Annotated in this window: 19 protein-coding genes and 1 riboswitch; of the genes, 6 read left to right on the top strand and 13 right to left on the bottom strand. The window is 59.9% G+C overall.

Annotated features, from left to right (window positions below; genetic code table 11):
* The first annotated feature begins 161 nt into the window (after positions 1-161).
* Positions 162-1082, top strand: a complete 921-nt coding sequence (locus VOI22_RS03515) for a DMT family transporter (RefSeq protein ID WP_323795199.1) — start codon at positions 162-164, stop codon at positions 1080-1082.
* Positions 1083-1169: 87 nt separating this feature from the next.
* Positions 1170-1625: a hypothetical protein gene (locus VOI22_RS03520; RefSeq protein WP_323795200.1), complete on the top strand. Its 456-nt coding sequence runs from the start codon at positions 1170-1172 to the stop codon at positions 1623-1625.
* A 79-nt stretch (positions 1626-1704) separates the two neighbouring features.
* On the opposite strand, the gene VOI22_RS03525 is transcribed toward VOI22_RS03520, so the two are convergent.
* On the bottom strand, positions 1705-2877 hold the full coding sequence (locus VOI22_RS03525) for a cytochrome P450 (RefSeq protein WP_323795201.1): 1173 nt from the start codon (positions 2875-2877) through the stop codon (positions 1705-1707).
* A 19-nt stretch (positions 2878-2896) separates the two neighbouring features.
* On the bottom strand, positions 2897-3244 hold the full coding sequence (locus VOI22_RS03530; protein ID WP_323795202.1) for a 2Fe-2S iron-sulfur cluster-binding protein: 348 nt from the start codon (positions 3242-3244) through the stop codon (positions 2897-2899).
* Between the two features lie 81 nt (positions 3245-3325).
* Between VOI22_RS03530 and VOI22_RS03535 the strand changes: the two genes are divergently transcribed.
* Both VOI22_RS03535 and VOI22_RS03540 read left to right on the top strand, forming a co-directional pair.
* Positions 3326-3850 carry a MarR family winged helix-turn-helix transcriptional regulator gene (locus tag VOI22_RS03535; RefSeq protein WP_323795203.1) on the top strand — a complete coding sequence of 175 codons (525 nt, stop codon included), beginning with the start codon at positions 3326-3328 and terminating at the stop codon, positions 3848-3850.
* Between the two features lie 280 nt (positions 3851-4130).
* Entirely contained in the window at positions 4131-4673 is a 543-nt protein-coding gene (locus VOI22_RS03540) for a hypothetical protein (protein WP_323795204.1), read from the top strand.
* Between the two features lie 82 nt (positions 4674-4755).
* Here the strand turns inward: VOI22_RS03540 and grxD are convergent, their stop codons facing one another.
* From grxD to purQ, 4 genes are read right to left on the bottom strand one after another with little or no spacing between them, the layout of a single operon-like run.
* Positions 4756-5103: a Grx4 family monothiol glutaredoxin gene (gene grxD, locus VOI22_RS03545; RefSeq protein ID WP_323795205.1), complete on the bottom strand. Its 348-nt coding sequence runs from the start codon at positions 5101-5103 to the stop codon at positions 4756-4758.
* A gap of 59 nt (positions 5104-5162) precedes the next feature.
* On the bottom strand, positions 5163-5396 hold the full coding sequence (locus VOI22_RS03550) for a BolA family protein (RefSeq protein WP_028465332.1): 234 nt from the start codon (positions 5394-5396) through the stop codon (positions 5163-5165).
* 46 nt (positions 5397-5442) lie between these two features.
* Entirely contained in the window at positions 5443-7653 is a 2211-nt protein-coding gene (gene purL / locus VOI22_RS03555) for a phosphoribosylformylglycinamidine synthase subunit PurL (RefSeq protein WP_323795206.1), read from the bottom strand.
* A complete protein-coding gene (purQ, locus tag VOI22_RS03560) occupies positions 7650-8339 on the bottom strand; it encodes a phosphoribosylformylglycinamidine synthase subunit PurQ (protein ID WP_323795207.1) in 690 nt (229 codons plus the stop codon). Before purQ ends, purL begins: the two co-directional genes overlap by 4 nt.
* Positions 8340-8592: 253 nt before the next feature.
* Here purQ and VOI22_RS03565 point away from each other — a divergent pair, with 253 nt between their 5' ends.
* On the top strand, positions 8593-9975 hold the full coding sequence (locus tag VOI22_RS03565; protein ID WP_323795208.1) for a diguanylate cyclase domain-containing protein: 1383 nt from the start codon (positions 8593-8595) through the stop codon (positions 9973-9975).
* Here the strand turns inward: VOI22_RS03565 and VOI22_RS03570 are convergent.
* From VOI22_RS03570 to VOI22_RS03600, 7 genes are all read right to left on the bottom strand, one after another.
* Positions 9972-10439 (bottom strand): GNAT family N-acetyltransferase, encoded by a 468-nt coding sequence (locus VOI22_RS03570; RefSeq protein ID WP_323795209.1) that lies wholly within the window; start codon positions 10437-10439, stop codon positions 9972-9974. The two genes, VOI22_RS03565 and VOI22_RS03570, sit on opposite strands and share 4 nt — an antisense overlap.
* Before the next feature lie 10 nt (positions 10440-10449).
* A complete protein-coding gene (gene purS / locus VOI22_RS03575) occupies positions 10450-10692 on the bottom strand; it encodes a phosphoribosylformylglycinamidine synthase subunit PurS (RefSeq protein WP_193171050.1) in 243 nt (80 codons plus the stop codon).
* Between the two features lie 41 nt (positions 10693-10733).
* On the bottom strand, positions 10734-11498 hold the full coding sequence (purC, locus tag VOI22_RS03580; protein ID WP_028465327.1) for a phosphoribosylaminoimidazolesuccinocarboxamide synthase: 765 nt from the start codon (positions 11496-11498) through the stop codon (positions 10734-10736).
* 193 nt (positions 11499-11691) lie between these two features.
* Positions 11692-13500: a phosphomethylpyrimidine synthase ThiC gene (gene thiC, locus VOI22_RS03585; protein ID WP_323795210.1), complete on the bottom strand. Its 1809-nt coding sequence runs from the start codon at positions 13498-13500 to the stop codon at positions 11692-11694.
* A 77-nt stretch (positions 13501-13577) separates the two neighbouring features.
* A riboswitch (TPP riboswitch) is annotated at positions 13578-13677 on the bottom strand.
* A 34-nt stretch (positions 13678-13711) separates the two neighbouring features.
* Positions 13712-15091, bottom strand: coding sequence for an aspartate aminotransferase family protein (locus VOI22_RS03590; protein WP_323795211.1), 1380 nt, complete (start codon positions 15089-15091; stop codon positions 13712-13714).
* A 77-nt stretch (positions 15092-15168) separates the two neighbouring features.
* On the bottom strand, positions 15169-15888 hold the full coding sequence (locus VOI22_RS03595) for a TetR/AcrR family transcriptional regulator (protein ID WP_323795212.1): 720 nt from the start codon (positions 15886-15888) through the stop codon (positions 15169-15171).
* A 4-nt stretch (positions 15889-15892) separates the two neighbouring features.
* A complete protein-coding gene (locus tag VOI22_RS03600; RefSeq protein ID WP_323795213.1) occupies positions 15893-16648 on the bottom strand; it encodes an NRDE family protein in 756 nt (251 codons plus the stop codon).
* Between the two features lie 198 nt (positions 16649-16846).
* On the opposite strand from VOI22_RS03600, the gene VOI22_RS03605 reads away from it, so the two are divergent.
* Positions 16847-17173, top strand: coding sequence for a DUF1476 domain-containing protein (locus tag VOI22_RS03605; RefSeq protein ID WP_323795214.1), 327 nt, complete (start codon positions 16847-16849; stop codon positions 17171-17173).
* Positions 17174-17219 lie beyond the last annotated feature (46 nt).

The following is a 17219-nucleotide window of genomic DNA, read 5'->3' on the forward strand; positions in this document are numbered from 1 at the left end:
TTGGCATTGGCGATAAGCCGCGCAAGAAACGGAGAAGCGTTCCGGCCAGCATGTGCTATTTGCCGTTTCCGTGCCCGTTTTGCGGCGGCGCCTCTTTTTGCGCCGCTTAGAGTGGCCGGGACGATTGAAGTCAGTTTGAGTAGATGAGGTCAGGAACGGACATGAACGCCAAGGTCAATCTCACAATGGGACCGGTGGAATGGGGTATTCTCATCCTGCTCTCGGCTGTCTGGGGCGGGTCGTTCTTCTTCGTCGAGGTGGCAATCCACGAGGTGCCGCCGCTGACCATGGTGCTGGTCCGTGTGGGGCTGGCAGCAATTGCCATGCAGATTGCCCTGCCACTCTTCGGTCTGCGCATGCCGACGGACTGGAAGATCCTGCGGGCATTCCTGTTCATGGGCTTGCTGAACAATGCCGTGCCGTTCTCCCTGATTGTCTTCGGTCAGACCCAGATCGCCAGCGGCCTTGCCTCGATCTTCCTCGCCGCAACCCCGATTTTCGGTGTTCTGGTGGCGCATTTCCTGACCGACGATGAACGCATCACCCCGCTGCGCGTGTTTGGCGTGGTGTTCGGCTTCGGTGGCGTTGCGCTGATGATCGGTGATGACCTGACAGAAGGGTTCTCCGGCACGATTATTGGTCAGCTCGCGCTTCTGGGGGCGGCGCTCAGTTATGCCTTTGGCGGTGTTTTTGGACGGCGCTTCAAGGGGATGGGCGTTAAGCCCGCCCAGACAGCGGCGGGTCAGGTGACGGCATCGAGCATTCTCATGATACCCGCTGTCGTTCTTGTCGACCGGCCATGGGAATTGCCGGTACCGAGCGGGACAACCATCGCCGCTCTCATTGGTCTGGCCCTGCTCTGCACGGCCTTCGCCTATATCCTCTATTTTGAGCTGCTGAAGCGGGCAGGGGCGATGAACCTGATGCTGGTCACCTTGCTGGTACCGGTCAGCGCCATCCTGCTCGGCGTGACGTTCCTCGGTGAGTCCCTGGCGCCAAGCCATTTCGCCGGGATGGGGCTGATCGCGGTTGGCTTGCTGGCAATCGATGGGCGGTTGTTTCGGCCGGGTCGCAAGAAGTAGTAAATTCGGACAGTAGTATAGTAACTCCTGCAGCGGAGTGCGTCATTTCGCACTTCGATACGGGTGCCAAGAATTGGAGAATTCGTGATGAGGTTTGAGAGACTTGCGACTGGAGTGTTTGTGTTTTTTCTGGGCGTTGGGCCTCTGCCAGCGGCCGCTGGTCCGTTCACCGATGAAGCGTCAAAGTGCTTGGTTACGTCAACAACCAGGCAGGAACGCACGGAGCTCATGAAGTGGTTTTTCTACTCAGTCGCGAATCATCCAGATCTGGCTCTGGATTCGCCGCCAGCCGAAAGCGACGTCGCCTTGGCCAACAAGAAAGTGGCCGACTTGTTCACTGATCTCGTTTCTACTCGCTGTCTTGAGCCACTCAAAAATGCGCGGACATATGAGAACGGCAATGTATTCCAACAGAGTTTTGGCGTCCTCGGTGAAGTCGCCAGTATGGAGCTGGCATCAAACCCAGATGTTCTTAAAAAATTGAGTAAGTTCTCAGAGCTACTTGATAAGGAGAGAATAAAGGCGGCGCTTGGAGTGAAGTAATGCCCGCAAAAATAGCGAATCGTTCTGACGCTTAATGTCCGCCACCTATCAAAGTGTGCCGTATAGAAGCTAATCCAGTCTAACCGGCAGGTGCTGACCACTTCACCGGCATCTCCAGCGGTCCACGAAAAGCCCAGCCACCGAACGGGACATCGCCCGCAAGTGAGAGGTCCGGCAGGCGCTCGAAGATCATCGGCAGAGCCACCTCCGCGATCAGGCATCGGGAAGCCCAGGCGCCGGCACAGAAATGCGGTCCCGCGCCGAAGGCGATGGAGGCGGATGTGTTGCGGGTCATGTCGAATGTGTCCGGCTCGTCGAACACAGACCCGTCCCGATTGCCGGAACCGAACATCAGGAACACCCTGTCCTCCGGCTCGAACGTGACGCCTTTCAGCGTGTATCGCTGTGCAATCCGGCGCGGGGACATGCCGATGGGGGAAATCCAGCGGGTATATTCCTCGAAGGCCTGAAGCCAGGTGGCTCCGCCGGTTCGGATCAGCGTGAGCTGCTCTGGATGGGTCAGCAGGGTCCAGACGAGGCCTGCGATCACGTCGCGCGGTTCGTTCTGTCCGCCGGAGATGGCCAATTTGATGTTTGCCCGGACGGACTCCTCGGGCAAACCGGCTTGGATCTGCACGGAAAGCATCGAGCTGTCCGGCCTCTCACGGAGCAGCGGGATCATCTCGTCGATATGGCGGTCGATGGAGGCCGTGCAGTCGTGGCAGCGCGCTTCCACGTCCCGGTCTCCGGCATAATTGGCGCAACCGTCGATCATGCCCTGGCTGACGCGGTCCATTTCCTGCCAGCTCATGCTGGTAAGCCCGGTGATGGCCTTCAGCGCCTCGCCGGAGATCCGTTTCGCGATATCCTTGACCATGTCGGCCGCGCCGAGGGGATGAAGCTCCTCGAGCGCCTTCGCGGTCTGCTTTTCGAAGGCGGCCTTCCAGACAGCCTTCACCGTCTTCGGGGAGACCGAGGGGAAGATTGCCTTGCGCTCGGCCATGTGTGCTGCGCCGTCCTTGCGCATCAGGTTCTGCCCCATCAGCAAGGTCATCAGGCCCTGCGGCTGGTCGGAGGAGAAGATCTCGATCTTTTTCTCATTCTCGAAGATGTCGTCGCGGCGGGTGAGCAGGGTGGCGCCGAGTTGCGGGACATAGGCGATCGGCGCCTCGGCGCGCATCCGTTTCAGATCCGGGTAGGGATCCTTCCAGAAGGCGTTCGGATCGATTTCGTAGGCGGGGGCGTTGGACATGTGGTCTCTCCGTCGGGCGTCAGGGCACGCGCAGCACGATACCGTCGAGCTCCGGCGCAGCGATGAGCTGGCAGGAGAGGCGGCTCGCGCGCACCCGCTCGGGCTCGGCCATGTCGAGCATGTCGTCCTCGTCCGGTGCGATCTCCGGCAGGGGTGCCGGCGCATTTTCGACGGTGACGTGGCAGGTCGCGCAGGCGAGGCTGCCGCCGCACTGACCGACGATGCCATCGATACCGTTGTCGAGTGCTGCCTGCATCAGATTGCCGCCGGTCACCACCTCGGCGCTCCGCCGCGACCCGTCCGTGAGGATCCAAGTGACGCTGATCGTTTCCATCCCAAAACCCTCGTTCTTCCATTTTGTTGTCATGTCAACAGAGCTGTGTTGTTGAGTCAACAGGCTCTCTCTGGGATGCTGCCTGGGGTGATGGATGGAGTTTGATGGGCCGCGATGATGGACGAAACCAAGGATCTTCCGGACTCTCTCTTCCTCGTTGCCGTCGAGGACATGGCGGGCGGGGAGGCGCAGGTGACGCTGAGCTTCAGCCGTTCGCCGACGGTGCTGCTGACCTTCGCTGCCAACCGCTTTACCCGCAGTGCCGCGCGATACTATCGGGAGCATTTCGGAATCGGCGCCATGGACTGGCGCATGCTGGTCATGCTGACGCGAGAGCCGGGGAGCAGCGTCAGTCACGCGGCGCGGATCATAGGGATCGATAAGGCGGCGGTCAGTCGGTGTTTACGTCGGCTTGAGAAGGACGGCCTCGCAGCGCCGGGCGATGGCGTGCGGCGGCGGGACTGGTTCTTGACGCCAGAGGGGCATGCGCTGCATGCCAAGGTACTGGAGGTGGCGCTAGAGCGGCAGCGTATGCTGTTGGCAGGATTGTCCGAAAAGGATGTGCAACGGTTCAACCGCTACCTATCCCAATTTCTCGAGAACCTTGAAAAACTGAATGGAGAGGACCGGGGAGGGTGATCCACTCTATCGTGGAATGCAAAAAGGTCGGTTCGTGCCGGCCTTTCTAATCTCTTCATTCCCGCGAAAACGGGTATCTTGGAATCTAGGTCACGGCTCCGAGGATTCGCTGATCCAGGGTTTGACGTCGCTGCCGCTTTGTACGAGGAGGCCCCACCGAAATCATCGTGTGTTGCGGATGGTGAACAGATCACGGACGCTTCGATCAGGACTGGTACCTGAACCCGCATGGAAATATGCAATGCGATGCTTAATACATATTCTGCTTGCGGCGGCTACGTTGGTCGCCCTTCCGAACGCCGCTTGGGCGAATGTTGGGGTGCCTATCTTTTTTCTGACCGTGCCTATATTCGCAGTTTCACTGGTCCCGATTGTCTGGTTCGAGGGAGCTTATCTCTCTTCCCATATGCAAATGAGGAAAGGCGAAGCGATCTGGCTCTCTCTCGTGGCGAATCTTGTCTCTACGTTGGTCGGAGTGCCGTTTGCGTGGGTGGCCGTTGCGATTGTGGCCGAGATGGGCAGAGATATGCTTGCGCCGTCCGCAAGTAGCGCTCTGGATTATGTACTTGATGCGCCGTGGGTGTTGCCGGGACCCGGCCCGAACTGGATTTTTCCATTTGCCTATCTAGTCCTGCTCGTTCCGTTCTTTTTTGCGTCCTGGAAGACGGAGTTTGGGGTGATTGTCCTGCTGAGACGGCGGCTTGATAGATTTGCGCTCAATCTGCACCTGCGGAATGCGAATCTGATCACCTACGGGATGATGGCCGTGTGGACGATCGCGATGCTGGTGTGGGTCTGGTATTGGGAAGTTTTTAGCGTCTGAGAGGGCCTCGAAAGAAACGAGGACGCATCTATTCAATATACGTCCTCGTTCTAATACCTGGGGTGCGGCGAGTTAAACGCGCTTACGCTTCGGCGCCGATCTGTGCGTCGATGTCTTTGCTCTTGAACATTTCCATCAGCTCGCCGGTTTCGTACATCTCGCGGATGATGTCGCAGCCGCCGACAAACTCGTTCTTCACGTAGAGCTGCGGAATGGTCGGCCAGTTGGAGAATTCCTTGATGCCTTCGCGCACGGCCGGATCTTCAAGGACGTTGATGCCTTTGAACTTCACGCCGATATGGCTGAGTACGCCGACAACGGCGGCGGAGAAACCGCATTGCGGGAAGACGGGCGTGCCCTTCATGAAGAGAACGACGTCCGTGCCGCCGATTTCGTCCTGGATTCTCTGGCGGGTGTTTTCATCAAGCATGGCGTGGTCCTTTCATGGGTCCGTGTGCCGTAAGGTTTAGCGGGTAATGCTGGTTCGTTTCAGGCCGGCGTGCCGGTCTGCAGGGCGAGGGCGTGCAGCTCGTTGCCCATCCGGCCCTGGAGGGCCGCATAGACCATCTGATGCTGCTGGATACGGGTCTTGCCCTCGAAGGCGGTAGACAGAACGTGGCAGGCGTAGTGGTCGCCATCCCCACGCAGATCTTCAATCGTGACCTGAGCGTCGGGGAACGTCTCCTTGATGAGGCGTTCGATCTCTCCGGCTTCCATTGCCATGCGTTCTTATCCTTGTTTCCCGTTCAGGTTTCTTGTCTCGTCGCTCTCAGGAGGCAGCCATGAAGTTCGGCAGCCAATCCTCGAACCGAGAACGTAGCATTGAGACGGATATGGAGTCACCGGTGCCGAGTTTCAATTCACCAGTGCCGGTTGTCTTGCCAATGACGGCTGCCGGAACCCCTGCATCCGCTGCCGCTTTCAGGATGCTGTCCGCGTCCTTCGCCGTAACCACATAGCGCGCCTGATCCTCGCCGAAAGCCCAGGCATGGGCCGGCAGATCGCCTTCCGGCGTAACATCCGCACCGAGTCCCTTGGCGCCGAGCGCCATTTCCGCGAGCGCTATGGCGAGGCCGCCGTCGGACACATCGTGACAGGCAGTCACCTTGCTTGTCTCGATCAGGCCGCGAACGAAATCGCCGTTCTTTTTCTCCAGAGCGAGATCGACCGGCGGCGGAGCACCTTCCTCGCGGCCTTCAATTTCACGGAGATAGATGGACTGGCCGAGCCAACCCGTGGTCTCGCCAATCACGACGATGGCTTCATCCGCTGCCTTGAAGGCGACGGTGCCGCGCTTCGCGATATCGGCGATGACGCCAACGCCGCCGATCACAGGGGTCGGCAGGATGGCGGCGCCTTCGGTCTCGTTGTAGAGCGAGACGTTGCCGGAGACGACCGGGTAGTCGAGCGCGATGCAGGCCGCCCGCATACCATTAATGGCGCCGACGAACTGGCCCATGATCTGTGGCTTCTGCGGGTTGCCGAAATTCATGTTGTTGGTGATGGCCAGCGGCTTGGCGCCGGTCGCGGTGATGTTCCGCCAGGTTTCCGCCACAGCCTGGGCACCACCTGTTTCGGGATCTGCTTTCACGTAGCGCGGCGTGCAGTCGACGGTGAGGGCGAGACCCTTCTTGCTGTCGCGCACACGCACCATGGCGGCATCGCCGCCAGGACGGATCGCCGTGTCGCCCATGATCAGGTGATCGTACTGTTCCCAGACCCAGCGCCGGCTGCACAGATCCGGTGTTCCGATCAGGTCTTTCAGCTTCGCGGTAAGGCTGTCGGGTACCGGAACGCTCGCGGCATCGACGACAGGGGCGGCGGGTGTCTGCTCCCACGGGCGGTCATATTCAGGGGATTCGTCGACCATTGGCGCGATAGGAATGTCGCCGACCAGCTCGTCGCCCATTTTCAGAACCAGGTGGCCCGTGGTGGTCAGGGTGCCGATAACGGCGAAGTCCAGCTCCCACTTGTCGAAGATCGCCCGTGCCTCGGCTTCCGAAGCCGCATCCGGCTTCAGAATGATCAGCATGCGCTCCTGGCTCTCGGAGAGCATCAGCTCATAGGGTGTCATGTTCTCTTCGCGGGCCGGGACTTTGGCCAGGTCCATCTCGATTCCGAGGCCGCCTTTACCCGCCATCTCGACAGCAGAAGAGGTGAGGCCTGCTGCGCCCATGTCCTGAATGGCGATGATGGTGTCGGTCGCCATCAGCTCCAGGCAGGCTTCCAGCAGCAATTTTTCGGTGAACGGATCGCCGACCTGCACGGTCGGGCGCTTTTCTTCCGAATCCTCGTTGAACTCGGTCGAGGACATGGTCGCGCCGTGAATGCCGTCACGGCCAGTCTTCGCGCCGACATAGATCACCGGGTTCCCGGCACCGGCGGCGGCCGAGTAGAAAATCCGGTCCGCCGGGGCGAGCCCGACTGTCATCGCGTTGACCAGAATGTTGCCGTTATAGGCTGGGTGAAAGTTCACTTCACCCGCGACCGTCGGAATTCCCATGCAGTTGCCGTATCCGGCAATGCCGGCGACCACGCCGCCGACCAGATGCCGGGTCTTCGGATGATCCGGGCTGCCGAAACGCAGGGCGTTCAGGTTGGCGATCGGCCGCGCGCCCATGGTGAAGACATCGCGCAGGATGCCGCCGACACCGGTCGCCGCGCCCTGATAAGGCTCGATAAAGCTCGGGTGGTTGTGGCTCTCGATCTTGAAGATCGCGGCCTCGCCGTCGCCGATATCGATTACGCCGGCATTCTCACCCGGACCCTGGATGACATGCGGCGCTTCGGTCGGAAGCGTCTTCAACCATTTCTTCGAGCTCTTGTAGGAGCAATGCTCGGAATACATGGCGGAGAACACACCGAGTTCCGTCATGTTCGGCTCGCGGCCAAGGATCTTCAGGATGCTTGCGTATTCGTCTTCGGAAAGGCCGTGTTCGGCGACGATTTCCGGGGTGATTGCCGTATTGGAAATGCTCACGAGAGGGCCCTCACCAGTCCGTCGAAGAGACCGCGCCCGTCGGTGCCGCCGACCGCGCTGTCGATTGCGTTTTCCGGGTGCGGCATGAAGCCGAGCACCGTCTTGTCCTTGTTGAACACGCCGGCGATGTTGCGGGCGGAACCATTGGGGTTTCCGGCCTCGGTCATCGCACCGTCTTCGTCGACATAGCGGAACGCGACCTGACCGTCCTGCTCGATCCGGTCCAGCGTTTCATTGTCGGCGAAATAGTTGCCGTCATTGTGGGCGACCGGGATCGACAGAACCTGCCCGTCTTCGTAACCGCCGGTGAAGAGAGACTGGCTGGTCTCGACCTTCAGGCCGACATTGCGGCAGATGAATTTGAGGCCGGCATTGCGCATCAGCACGCCCGGCAGCAGGCCGGTTTCCGTCAGCACCTGGAAGCCATTGCAGACCCCCATGACCGGCGTGCCTTTCGCTGCCTTTTCCTTCAGGCTGCGGAGCACAGGGGAATGGGCGGCCATGGCACCGGCGCGCAGATAGTCGCCATAGGAGAAACCGCCGGGGACCACGATCAGGTCCACATCGGGGATTTCACTGTCTTTATGCCACACCATGAGCGGCGCCTTGCCGCTGGCCTGTTCGAGCGCAATCGCCATGTCGCGCTCTCGGTTCGTGCCTGGGAAGACGATGATCGCTGATTTCAACGCAGGGGCCTCTTATTTGGGGCTGGATCGGCGCGGCGGAAAGTACGGGAGGCCGCGCGGAAGTGCAAGTCGGGACACCGGCGTGGCGGTGGATTCAGCTACGCGCCTGATGCTGCTCGGATTAATTCAACGCAGGCGTCATAGCGGCCATGGTTGTGAGTAATAGGTTGATTTACGCGAAACCCGAATAATAGAGTAAACAGCTGGTGAAGGCCGATCAAGGCAGCGCTGGCGAAAGACGGGGGCGGTTTTGATGGAGAAAATCGACGTCAATAGCGCGAGCGATGTCGCTTTAGTCGAGACGATTCTGACCTCCATCGATCAAGGTATGCTGCTGTTTGATGAGCAGCACAAAGTCCGTGCCGCCAATTCCCATTTCACGAGGCTTTTCGGGCCGTTGCTGAACGGCTCTCCCGTTGGTCAGCCGATCGGCGTGCTGTTTGATGCGATTGACGGGCCAGGTGCGAGCGGTACCAGTTGGTCCGCGCCGATAATCGGAGCCGCCGCCAATGGCGATACGCTCGAATGTCGGCGAATCGTGGCCGGTGACATTGTCTGCGAGATACGCGGCCTACCGCTTCAAAAGACCGGCTATCTCCTGACCTTCAGGGATATTTCCGGACAGGCGCGCTCTGAAGAAACACTCCTCGATCAGGAGCGCCACATTCATCAAATCCTCGATGATAGCCCTATCGGGGTAAACATCATCGGCCAGGACGGGCACCGCCGGTACTCCAATAGAAAGATCCGCGAGATGCTGGGGCTGTCGGAAGAGGAAATCCGGCAAATCCTCGCAGCAGATCATTATGTCGATCCGGATCTGCGCAACCGCGTGATTGCGAAAATGACGCAGGCCGGCGCTGTTGAAAACGAAGAGGTGGAGCTTTTCAGAAGTGACGGGCGCCGTTTCTGGGCCCTGGTCTCCGGTCGGCCGTTCACCTATCACGGCGAGGAATGCATTCTTGGCTGGGTCTATGAGATTACCGACCGGATGGAACTTGAAAGAAGCCAGATCCGGAGCCGCGAAGAGCTGGAAATGCAGGTTCTTGAATTGCGTGACCGGGAAGAGCGAATGGCGCGGCAGACAGCCGAGCTCGAAACTCTCGCGACGCGTCTCGCTGAGTCAGAGCAAAAAATGGCGGAGCTCGCCAATCACGACAGTCTGACAGGATTACCGACGCTCCGGCTTTGTCACGATCGATTGAATCAGGCTATGGCGCAGGCCCAACGCAGCCAGACCCTCATGGCTGTCTTTTATGTCGATCTGGATGGTTTCAAGCCGGTTAACGATACTTATGGCCACGATGCTGGGGATCAGGTTCTGAAGGAGGTGGCTAATCGTATGCGTGGATGTTTCCGCGAAGTGGACACGGTATCCCGGATTGGAGGCGATGAATTCCTCGTTCTGCTGACTGGCCTTGGCTTTCGGGATGTCGTGGCGCCGTTGGCGGAACGCCTGCTGAACAGTTTTTCCGATGAATTCAGCTTTGAGGAAGGTGGCACGAATATCGGGGCCAGCATCGGCATTGCCTTTTTCAACGGTGCCTCGGACACGCCGGATTCGCTCATCAAACGCGCGGACAAGGCCATGTATGACGCGAAGAAGAACGGGAAGAACCGCTATTCGGTCGCCTAGCCGCGCGGGTCCTTGATCATCAGCGCGAACGCGTCTTCATCAAGATTGAACCGCTCGCTAACGGTCCAGCCGAGGCGCTGATAAAGCGGTTCGGCTGTATGCGTATAGAGATGCAGGTGTTTGATGTTGCGCGCGGCAGCTTCACGTTCGACCGCGCCGACGAGTGCGCTGCCGAGGCCTGTTCTCCGAAACGCCGGGTCAACATAGACGCTGGCGAGCCAGTGAAGCAGGTCCGGCCGTTCCTCAAGGTCGTGATCGACGAGGCAGGCTATGCCGAGCGCAACACCATCCCGCTCTGCGATGACGCATTCTTCGCTCGGTTTCCGGATCATGTCCTGGAACCAGCCCTCGGTAACGGACAGAGACCGGCCGGCGGTCACACCCCATTCCGCATGATTCCACGCGACAACTGTGTCGAGATGGTGCGGGGCGTCGGTAAGGCGGAGGATGCGGCGGGGGGCCATGAAGCCGCCCTCAGCCCTCGATCTCGACCGTGTAGTTCTCGATAACGGTATTGGCGAGCAGCTTCTCGCACATGTCGGTTACCTGGGCGCGGGCCTTCTCCGCGTCGGTCTCGCCGAGATCGAGTTCGAGGAACTTGCCCTGGCGAACCTGATTGACGCCGCCGAAACCGAGTGCGCCGAGCGCATGTTCGATGGCTTTCCCTTGCGGGTCGAGAACGCCGTTTTTCAGCGTGACATGGACAGTGGCTTTCATGCTCTCACCAATTAGTTGGTCGTTCGTGCCGACGTGCGGCTTTACTGGATGGCTTTCGGACCCTTGAGGTCCATCGGTCCGGCTTCGGGAAGGACGCCGAGACGGCGGGCAACTTCCTGATAGGCCTCGCGGACACCACCGAGATCGCGACGGAACCGGTCCTTGTCCAGCTTTTCGTTGGTTTTCGAATCCCACAGCCGGCAATTGTCCGGGCTGATTTCATCCGCCAGTACGATCTGCAATGTGTCCTCGGTATAGAGCCGGCCGAATTCGAGCTTGAAATCGACCAGGCGCAAACCGACGCCGATGAACAGCCCGGAAAGGAAATCGTTCACCCGGAGCGATAGCGCGACGATGTCGTCGATGTCCTGTGTGGTCGCCCAGCCGAACGCGGTGATGTGCTCTTCGGAGATGATCGGATCGCCGAGCTCATCGGATTTGTAAAAGTACTCGATGATCGAGCGCGGCAGCGGAGTGCCTTCCTCTAGCCCGAACCGCTTCGCGATTGAGCCTGCGGCGACATTGCGGATCACCACCTCGACCGGAATGATCTCGACTTCACGGACGAGCTGCTCGCGCATGTTCAGGCGACGCATGAAATGCGTCGGGATGCCGATTTCGGTCAACCGCGTCATCAGATACTCGCTGATGCGGTTGTTCAGCACGCCCTTGCCAGTGATGATGCCCTGCTTTTCTGCGTTGAAAGCTGTGGCGTCATCCTTGAAATACTGGATCAGGGTGCCGGGCTCGGGGCCTTCGAAAAGGTCCTTTGCCTTACCTTCGTAAACTTTTCTGCGTCGTGCCATGGGTTCCCCGCCTGCTGGCTGGCGGTCTATTTCCGTGATGGACTGAACCTGCCACTACGGCAGCAGGAAATGCCGCTCCATATAAACATAAGGTAGGACAAACACAATCAGGGAAGCAGACCCGCGGCTCTGCGTGGTCCGGGCGTTGCAGATGGCTGGTCCGGGTCCCGGCTGATCCGGGACCCGGTTTCTCTTATCCGGCCTTGCCGTTCGATGCCTGATAGATCTCGCTACCCTTGTCCCGGAACAGCTCGGCCATGGTTTCCATGCCTTGTTTCGCCTCGTCCTTCAGCTCGTGCGAGATCCGCATCGAGCAGAATTTCGGACCGCACATGGAGCAGAAATGCACCGTCTTGTGTGCTTCCTTCGGCAATGTCTGGTCATGGAAGTCGCGGGCCGTCTCCGGATCGAGCGACAGATTGAACTGATCCTCCCAGCGGAAATCGAAGCGCGCCCGTGAAAGCGCATCATCCCGTCGTTGTGCTCCCGGATGACCTTTCGCCAGATCCGCCGCGTGGGCAGCAATGCGGTAGGTGATCACACCCGTTTTCACATCGTCCCGGTCCGGCAGGCCGAGATGCTCCTTAGGCGTCACATAGCAAAGCATGGCACAGCCGAACCAGCCGATCATGGCGGCGCCGATGCCGCTGGTGATGTGATCGTAGCCGGGGGCGATATCGGTGGTCAGCGGGCCAAGCGTATAGAACGGGGCCTCGTCGCAGGCCTCCAGCTGCTTGTCCATGTTCTCCTTGATCTTGTGCATCGGCACATGGCCCGGGCCCTCGATCATCACCTGCACATCATGTTTCCAGGCTATCTTGGTGAGTTGCCCGAGCGTCTCCAGCTCGGCGAACTGAGCCTTGTCGTTGGCGTCAGCGATTGAGCCCGGCCGCAACCCGTCCCCGAGCGAGAAGGAAACGTCGTAGGCGGCCATGATTTCGCAGATTTCCTCGAAATTCTCGTAGAGGAAGCTCTCCTTGTGATGGGCCAGGCACCATTTCGCCATGATCGAGCCGCCCCGGCTGACGATCCCGGTAACCCGGTCCACGGTGAGCGGAATGAAGGGCAGGCGGACGCCGGCATGGATGGTGAAATAGTCGACGCCCTGTTCGCACTGCTCGATCAGCGTGTCGCGATAGACCTCCCAGCTCAGGGCTTCCGGAACGCCGTCGACCTTCTCCAGAGCCTGATAGAGTGGCACGGTGCCGATCGGTACCGACGAGTTCCTTATGATCCATTCGCGGATATTGTGGATGTTCCGCCCGGTGGAAAGATCCATCACCGTGTCGGCGCCCCAGCGGATGGCCCAAACCATCTTGTCGATCTCGTCCGCGACGGAGGAGGTGACGGCGGAATTGCCGATATTGGCGTTCACCTTGACCAGGAAATTCCGCCCGATGGCCATGGGTTCAGTTTCCGGATGGTTGATGTTTGCCGGGATGATGGCCCGGCCCCGGGCAATCTCGTCCCGGACGAATTCGGGTGTCACCACGTCCGGGATGGAGGCGCCAAAATCCTCACCATCGCGTGCGGTCTGTTTCAGCTCTTCGCGGAGCTGGTTCTCGCGGATGGCGACGAACTCCATCTCCGCCGTGATGATACCGGCCCTGGCATAGGCGAGCTGGGTCGGCCGTTCGCCGGGTTTGGCGCGCAGCGGCGGCTTGATGGCGCCGAACTCCGTCACCAGATTGCCGTCGCCGACATTGCCGTTGTCTTCCGGCTTCACGATGCGGCCCTGATAGGTCTCGACATTGCTCCGCGCGGTGATCCAGTCCCGGCGCAGTGCAGGCAGTCCAGCCTCGATATCGATATGGGCGTCGGCGTCGGTATAGGGGCCGGACGGATCATAGACGGTCACCGGCGGCTCCCCGGCGGAAGGGTGTACGGCGATTTCGCGCATCGGCACGCGGATATCGGGGTGGATGCTGCCCGGCACATAGATCTTGCGCGAGGCCGGCAACGGTCCCGTGGTAACGGCGGCGATGGGGGAGTGCTTGTTCATAAGGTGGATCCCTTGCAGTCGGTTGCACAGAGATCCGGGGAGGCTTCAGGATAAATGGGGTGCGTGTGGCTGCAAGAGCGGTAACGCGTTTCCATCCCTACGCCGGCATGACCCGGATCAGGTTCGAAGGGTCGGCGCAATGCCTCTCAGCCCGTACGGGCACCCCTTGGAATGCGTGAAGCCTAGGCGGGAACCAATCCGATGAAAAGGGTTAATCCAGCTCACTTTCGAAGGCGGCGAGGGTCTTCCCGAGGCGGCTGACGATTTCGTCCACTTCGTCTCCGGTGACGGTGAGGGGCGGCGTCACCATCAGCCATTCGCCGTATTTCCCGTTTGCTGTCCGCCGGGAATAGAGCAGCAGGCCATGTTGCATGCCGATCTCGATCATCCGTGAAAGCGCCTGCCGGGAGGCTGGCAGAATTTCCTTCGTTTCCTTGTCACGCACGATCTCTATGGCATTCAACAGGCCGAGCCCACGGACGTCGCCGAGAATACCGCTGCGGGTCTGCAGATCGCGCAAACCGGCCCGCAGACGCTCTCCCATCTTCGTCGCATTTGCCATCAGGTTGTTTTCGACCAGCTCGCTCACCACTGCATGACCGACGGCGCAACTCAGCGGATTGGCGACATAGGTGTGGCCGTGCATGAAGCCGCCCGTGCGGGTGACGGCTTCGACCATGGCAGCCGGTGCTAACACCAGGCCGAGCGGTGTGTAGCCGGCCGCGATACCCTTGGCCAAAGTGATCATGTCGGGTTTCGCATCCGGCCAATGATCGGCACACAGGAAAGTCCCGGTTCGGCCGGCGCCGCACATCACCTCATCATAGATCAGCAGTACGCCATGCTTTGTGCAGATGTCCCGCACCGCTTTGTAATAATGGTCGGGTGCAACCAGCGCGCCGGTGGCGAGGCCCCCGACCGGCTCCATGATGAAGGCCAGCACCGTTTCCGGGCCTTCTTCAAGGATGGCTTGTTCAAGCATGGCGGCGGCATGCCGGGCATAACTGTCGGCGTCGTGATTGTCCGGCAGCCGGTAATTGAAGGGCGCCGGCACTTTCGGCATCACTTTCATCATACCGGAGAACAATGCTTCGGAGGCCGGGTCGCCACTGATCGCGGCGGCCCCGAGGGTGGAGCCGTGATAGCCGGGGTCGCGGCCCAGAACCTTGCAGCGCGCGGTCTCACCCTGAGAGATGGCGTATTGTCTTGCCAGCTTGATGGCGGCTTCGTTCGCTTCAGATCCGCCAGAGCAGACGAAGACACGCTCGAAGCCGGGGCCGGCATGTTCAGAAACCAGATTGGCGAGATCGATATTGGGTTGGTTCTCGAAATGTTGCCGGCCGGCAAAACAGATTTTGTGCGCCTGATCGGTCATGGCAGCGATGACGCGTTCGTTGCCGTGGCCGAGATTGGTCGCCACCGGTCCGCAACATGCATCCAGATATTGTCGTCCCTCGGTATCCCAGATCCAGGCACCCTTGCCGTGTGAGACGGTCGGGTGTCGCTTACTGCCTTCCGGCATGTAGAAAACGTCGATCGGCCCGCCGTGGCTGCCAAATGTTCCGCCGTTTTCGTTGATTTCAGCCGCCACTGCCCGCTCCTGATTTTGAATGTGGATCATGCTCTGGAGCGAAGAAAATCATATTATTGTACGGTGTACAATAGAAGCTATTCGAGATTGCCGTCGCGTTGAACTTTTTGCGCCAGACCAGCGATCAGAGCGTCCGTAAACATCTCGAACCCGGGCTCAAGCGAAGACTCGGTTCCATTCTGCCAGCGCAGTACCAGCGCCCGGTTCAGCAGCAGGTGGCGTTCCGCGGCCAGGGTCGGGTAAAGCGCAGGATCAGCAGCTTCGACACTGGCCGTAAGGGACGCTTTCAGATCGCCGTCCGGATCGGGAAAGACATGGGCGAACTCCTGGGTGGCATAGCCGCACAGGCCGGTAATGACAGCATTATAGGCGGACACCAGATCCTCTCCCGCGAAACCGGCCCGGGCGAGGGTGGCAAGAATGCCTTCGACCAGTTTCAGGTCGGCGCTTGCACTGGAGACCAGATGGCCGCCGATCAGGGGAGATATGTTCGGATGCGTGCGCACCACGTCCCGGTACCGCCGGAACAGGGCCTTCAGCCAAACCTGCCAGTCGGGCCCGGGTTCCGGCAGCACATCGGCAAACAGGGCGGCGATCAGCCGGGCGATCAGGAGATGACGGCTCGGCACATGCCAGTAAAGCGCAGTGGGATAGACGCCGAGGGCCTTGGCAATGTTGCGGATGGAGAAATTGTCCAGCCCCTCGCGGTCCAGCAGATCGATGGCAGCGGCAATGATGGCATCGCTGGAGAGCGGCGCACTCTTCGGTTTGCGTTTGGCGGGTTTCTCCTTGGCCATAGGCCTAGTCCGATAGATCAACGGGAGAGAAAGCGGTCTCGTCCGGCGGACCGCCCGCGAAGCGCCAGACCGGATTGCGGCCCGGGTCACCCGGCAAGGCGATCAGGGATGAAGATACGGTGGCGAATCCGGCGCCATTATCCAGATTGATGGCCGAGCCATATTCGTCTGCTACCGCCCGTGTCCGGTCCGCCAGGAGTTTCTCCCAGTCCTGCCATTCGTCATTGTCCGGATCCGGTGCCATTGCGATTCGGAAGCGCGGCAAGGCCCGCCGCACGCGGGGGCTGTCCGGATCATTGACGTCGTACGCTGTGAAAATCGAGACGCCTTCGGGGATCTCGAAGACATCGATCTCGCCGTCTTCCGTTGCTTCATTGCGCAGCCAGTAAGCCTTTTCCGCATCGGCGATCAGCATGTTGAAGCTGCGGTAGCTGGTTCCGTCCAGCTCGCCAAGAGCCTTGGCGGCCGCTTCGGCCTCTGCATGGTCGAGCGCTTCGAGGACGATTTCTCCACGAGAACGTTTCCCGTCCGCCGGTCCGAGCGAGCCCTGACGGTTCAGGATGCCCGCCGCCAGGCCATGATCGTTCACACCGAGCCACGAGCCGTGGCTCAACTCGTCGAGTCCGGCGACGATATGCGGTCGGTCGGGCCAGTGGCGGGCCGGTGCCTGCCAGGATCTGGATTGCATTTCATCGCGGTTGGCGGCGATCAGAACCGGCCAGGAATGGCCGGGACGGCGCAGGATAACGAGGGTGCACATGGCGGAGACCCTACGCCGGGTGAGAGATCACTGAAACATTTTTTGACAAGCGTCGGAATTGCGGCAATCTGCCGGTTAACAGAGGATGCCGCGCCTGATAGATTGCGGCCGCATTCAAGATTCTGCGCTATACCGGAGACCGATGAGTCGGCTGGTTTGGTGTTCAGTACGGGAAAGAGACGAAGGGGTATTCGACCGATGTCAGGTTTCGACAAACGCCAAAAGGGCGAAGAAGCAAAATTTGCACATGATTCCGAGCTCGAATTCAAGGCAAGCGCTCGGCGCAACAAGTTGCTTGGACTCTGGGTTGCCGAAGAGTTTCTCGGCAAGACCGGCGATGACGCGGCTGCCTATGCCAAGGAAGTCGTTGTGGCCGATATGGAAAAGCCAGGCGTCGACGATGTCGTGGAATTCATTCTGAAGAGCGTCGAAGGCACCGGTGCCGATCTTTCCGAACACCGCATCCGCCACAAGCTCGAAGAGTTCATGACGGTTGCGCTGAAGCAGCTCAAGACCGAGGGCTGATACGCTCTTCGCTTCAGAAAGCTAAAAAGAAAACGGCGCCCGTTGA

The sequence above is a fragment of the Nisaea sp. genome (assembly GCF_034670185.1).
Lineage (GTDB): Bacteria > Pseudomonadota > Alphaproteobacteria > Thalassobaculales > Thalassobaculaceae > Nisaea.

Excerpts from the sequence above, each read along its gene's own strand:
- VOI22_RS03515 (WP_323795199.1), top strand. The coding sequence starts at position 162 with ATGAACGCCAAGGTCAATCTCACAATGGGACCGGTGGAATGGGGTATT.
- VOI22_RS03520 (WP_323795200.1), top strand. The coding sequence starts at position 1,170 with ATGAGGTTTGAGAGACTTGCGACTGGAGTGTTTGTGTTTTTTCTGGGC.
- VOI22_RS03525 (WP_323795201.1), bottom strand. The coding sequence starts at position 2,877 with ATGTCCAACGCCCCCGCCTACGAAATCGATCCGAACGCCTTCTGGAAG.
- VOI22_RS03530 (WP_323795202.1), bottom strand. The coding sequence starts at position 3,244 with ATGACAACAAAATGGAAGAACGAGGGTTTTGGGATGGAAACGATCAGC.
- VOI22_RS03535 (WP_323795203.1), top strand. The coding sequence starts at position 3,326 with ATGATGGACGAAACCAAGGATCTTCCGGACTCTCTCTTCCTCGTTGCC.
- grxD (WP_323795205.1), bottom strand. The coding sequence starts at position 5,103 with ATGCTTGATGAAAACACCCGCCAGAGAATCCAGGACGAAATCGGCGGC.
- VOI22_RS03550 (WP_028465332.1), bottom strand. The coding sequence starts at position 5,396 with ATGGCAATGGAAGCCGGAGAGATCGAACGCCTCATCAAGGAGACGTTC.
- VOI22_RS03565 (WP_323795208.1), top strand. The coding sequence starts at position 8,593 with ATGGAGAAAATCGACGTCAATAGCGCGAGCGATGTCGCTTTAGTCGAG.
- VOI22_RS03570 (WP_323795209.1), bottom strand. The coding sequence starts at position 10,439 with ATGGCCCCCCGCCGCATCCTCCGCCTTACCGACGCCCCGCACCATCTC.
- purS (WP_193171050.1), bottom strand. The coding sequence starts at position 10,692 with ATGAAAGCCACTGTCCATGTCACGCTGAAAAACGGCGTTCTCGACCCG.
- purC (WP_028465327.1), bottom strand. The coding sequence starts at position 11,498 with ATGGCACGACGCAGAAAAGTTTACGAAGGTAAGGCAAAGGACCTTTTC.
- thiC (WP_323795210.1), bottom strand. The coding sequence starts at position 13,500 with ATGAACAAGCACTCCCCCATCGCCGCCGTTACCACGGGACCGTTGCCG.
- VOI22_RS03595 (WP_323795212.1), bottom strand. The coding sequence starts at position 15,888 with ATGGCCAAGGAGAAACCCGCCAAACGCAAACCGAAGAGTGCGCCGCTC.
- VOI22_RS03600 (WP_323795213.1), bottom strand. The coding sequence starts at position 16,648 with ATGTGCACCCTCGTTATCCTGCGCCGTCCCGGCCATTCCTGGCCGGTT.
- VOI22_RS03605 (WP_323795214.1), top strand. The coding sequence starts at position 16,847 with ATGTCAGGTTTCGACAAACGCCAAAAGGGCGAAGAAGCAAAATTTGCA.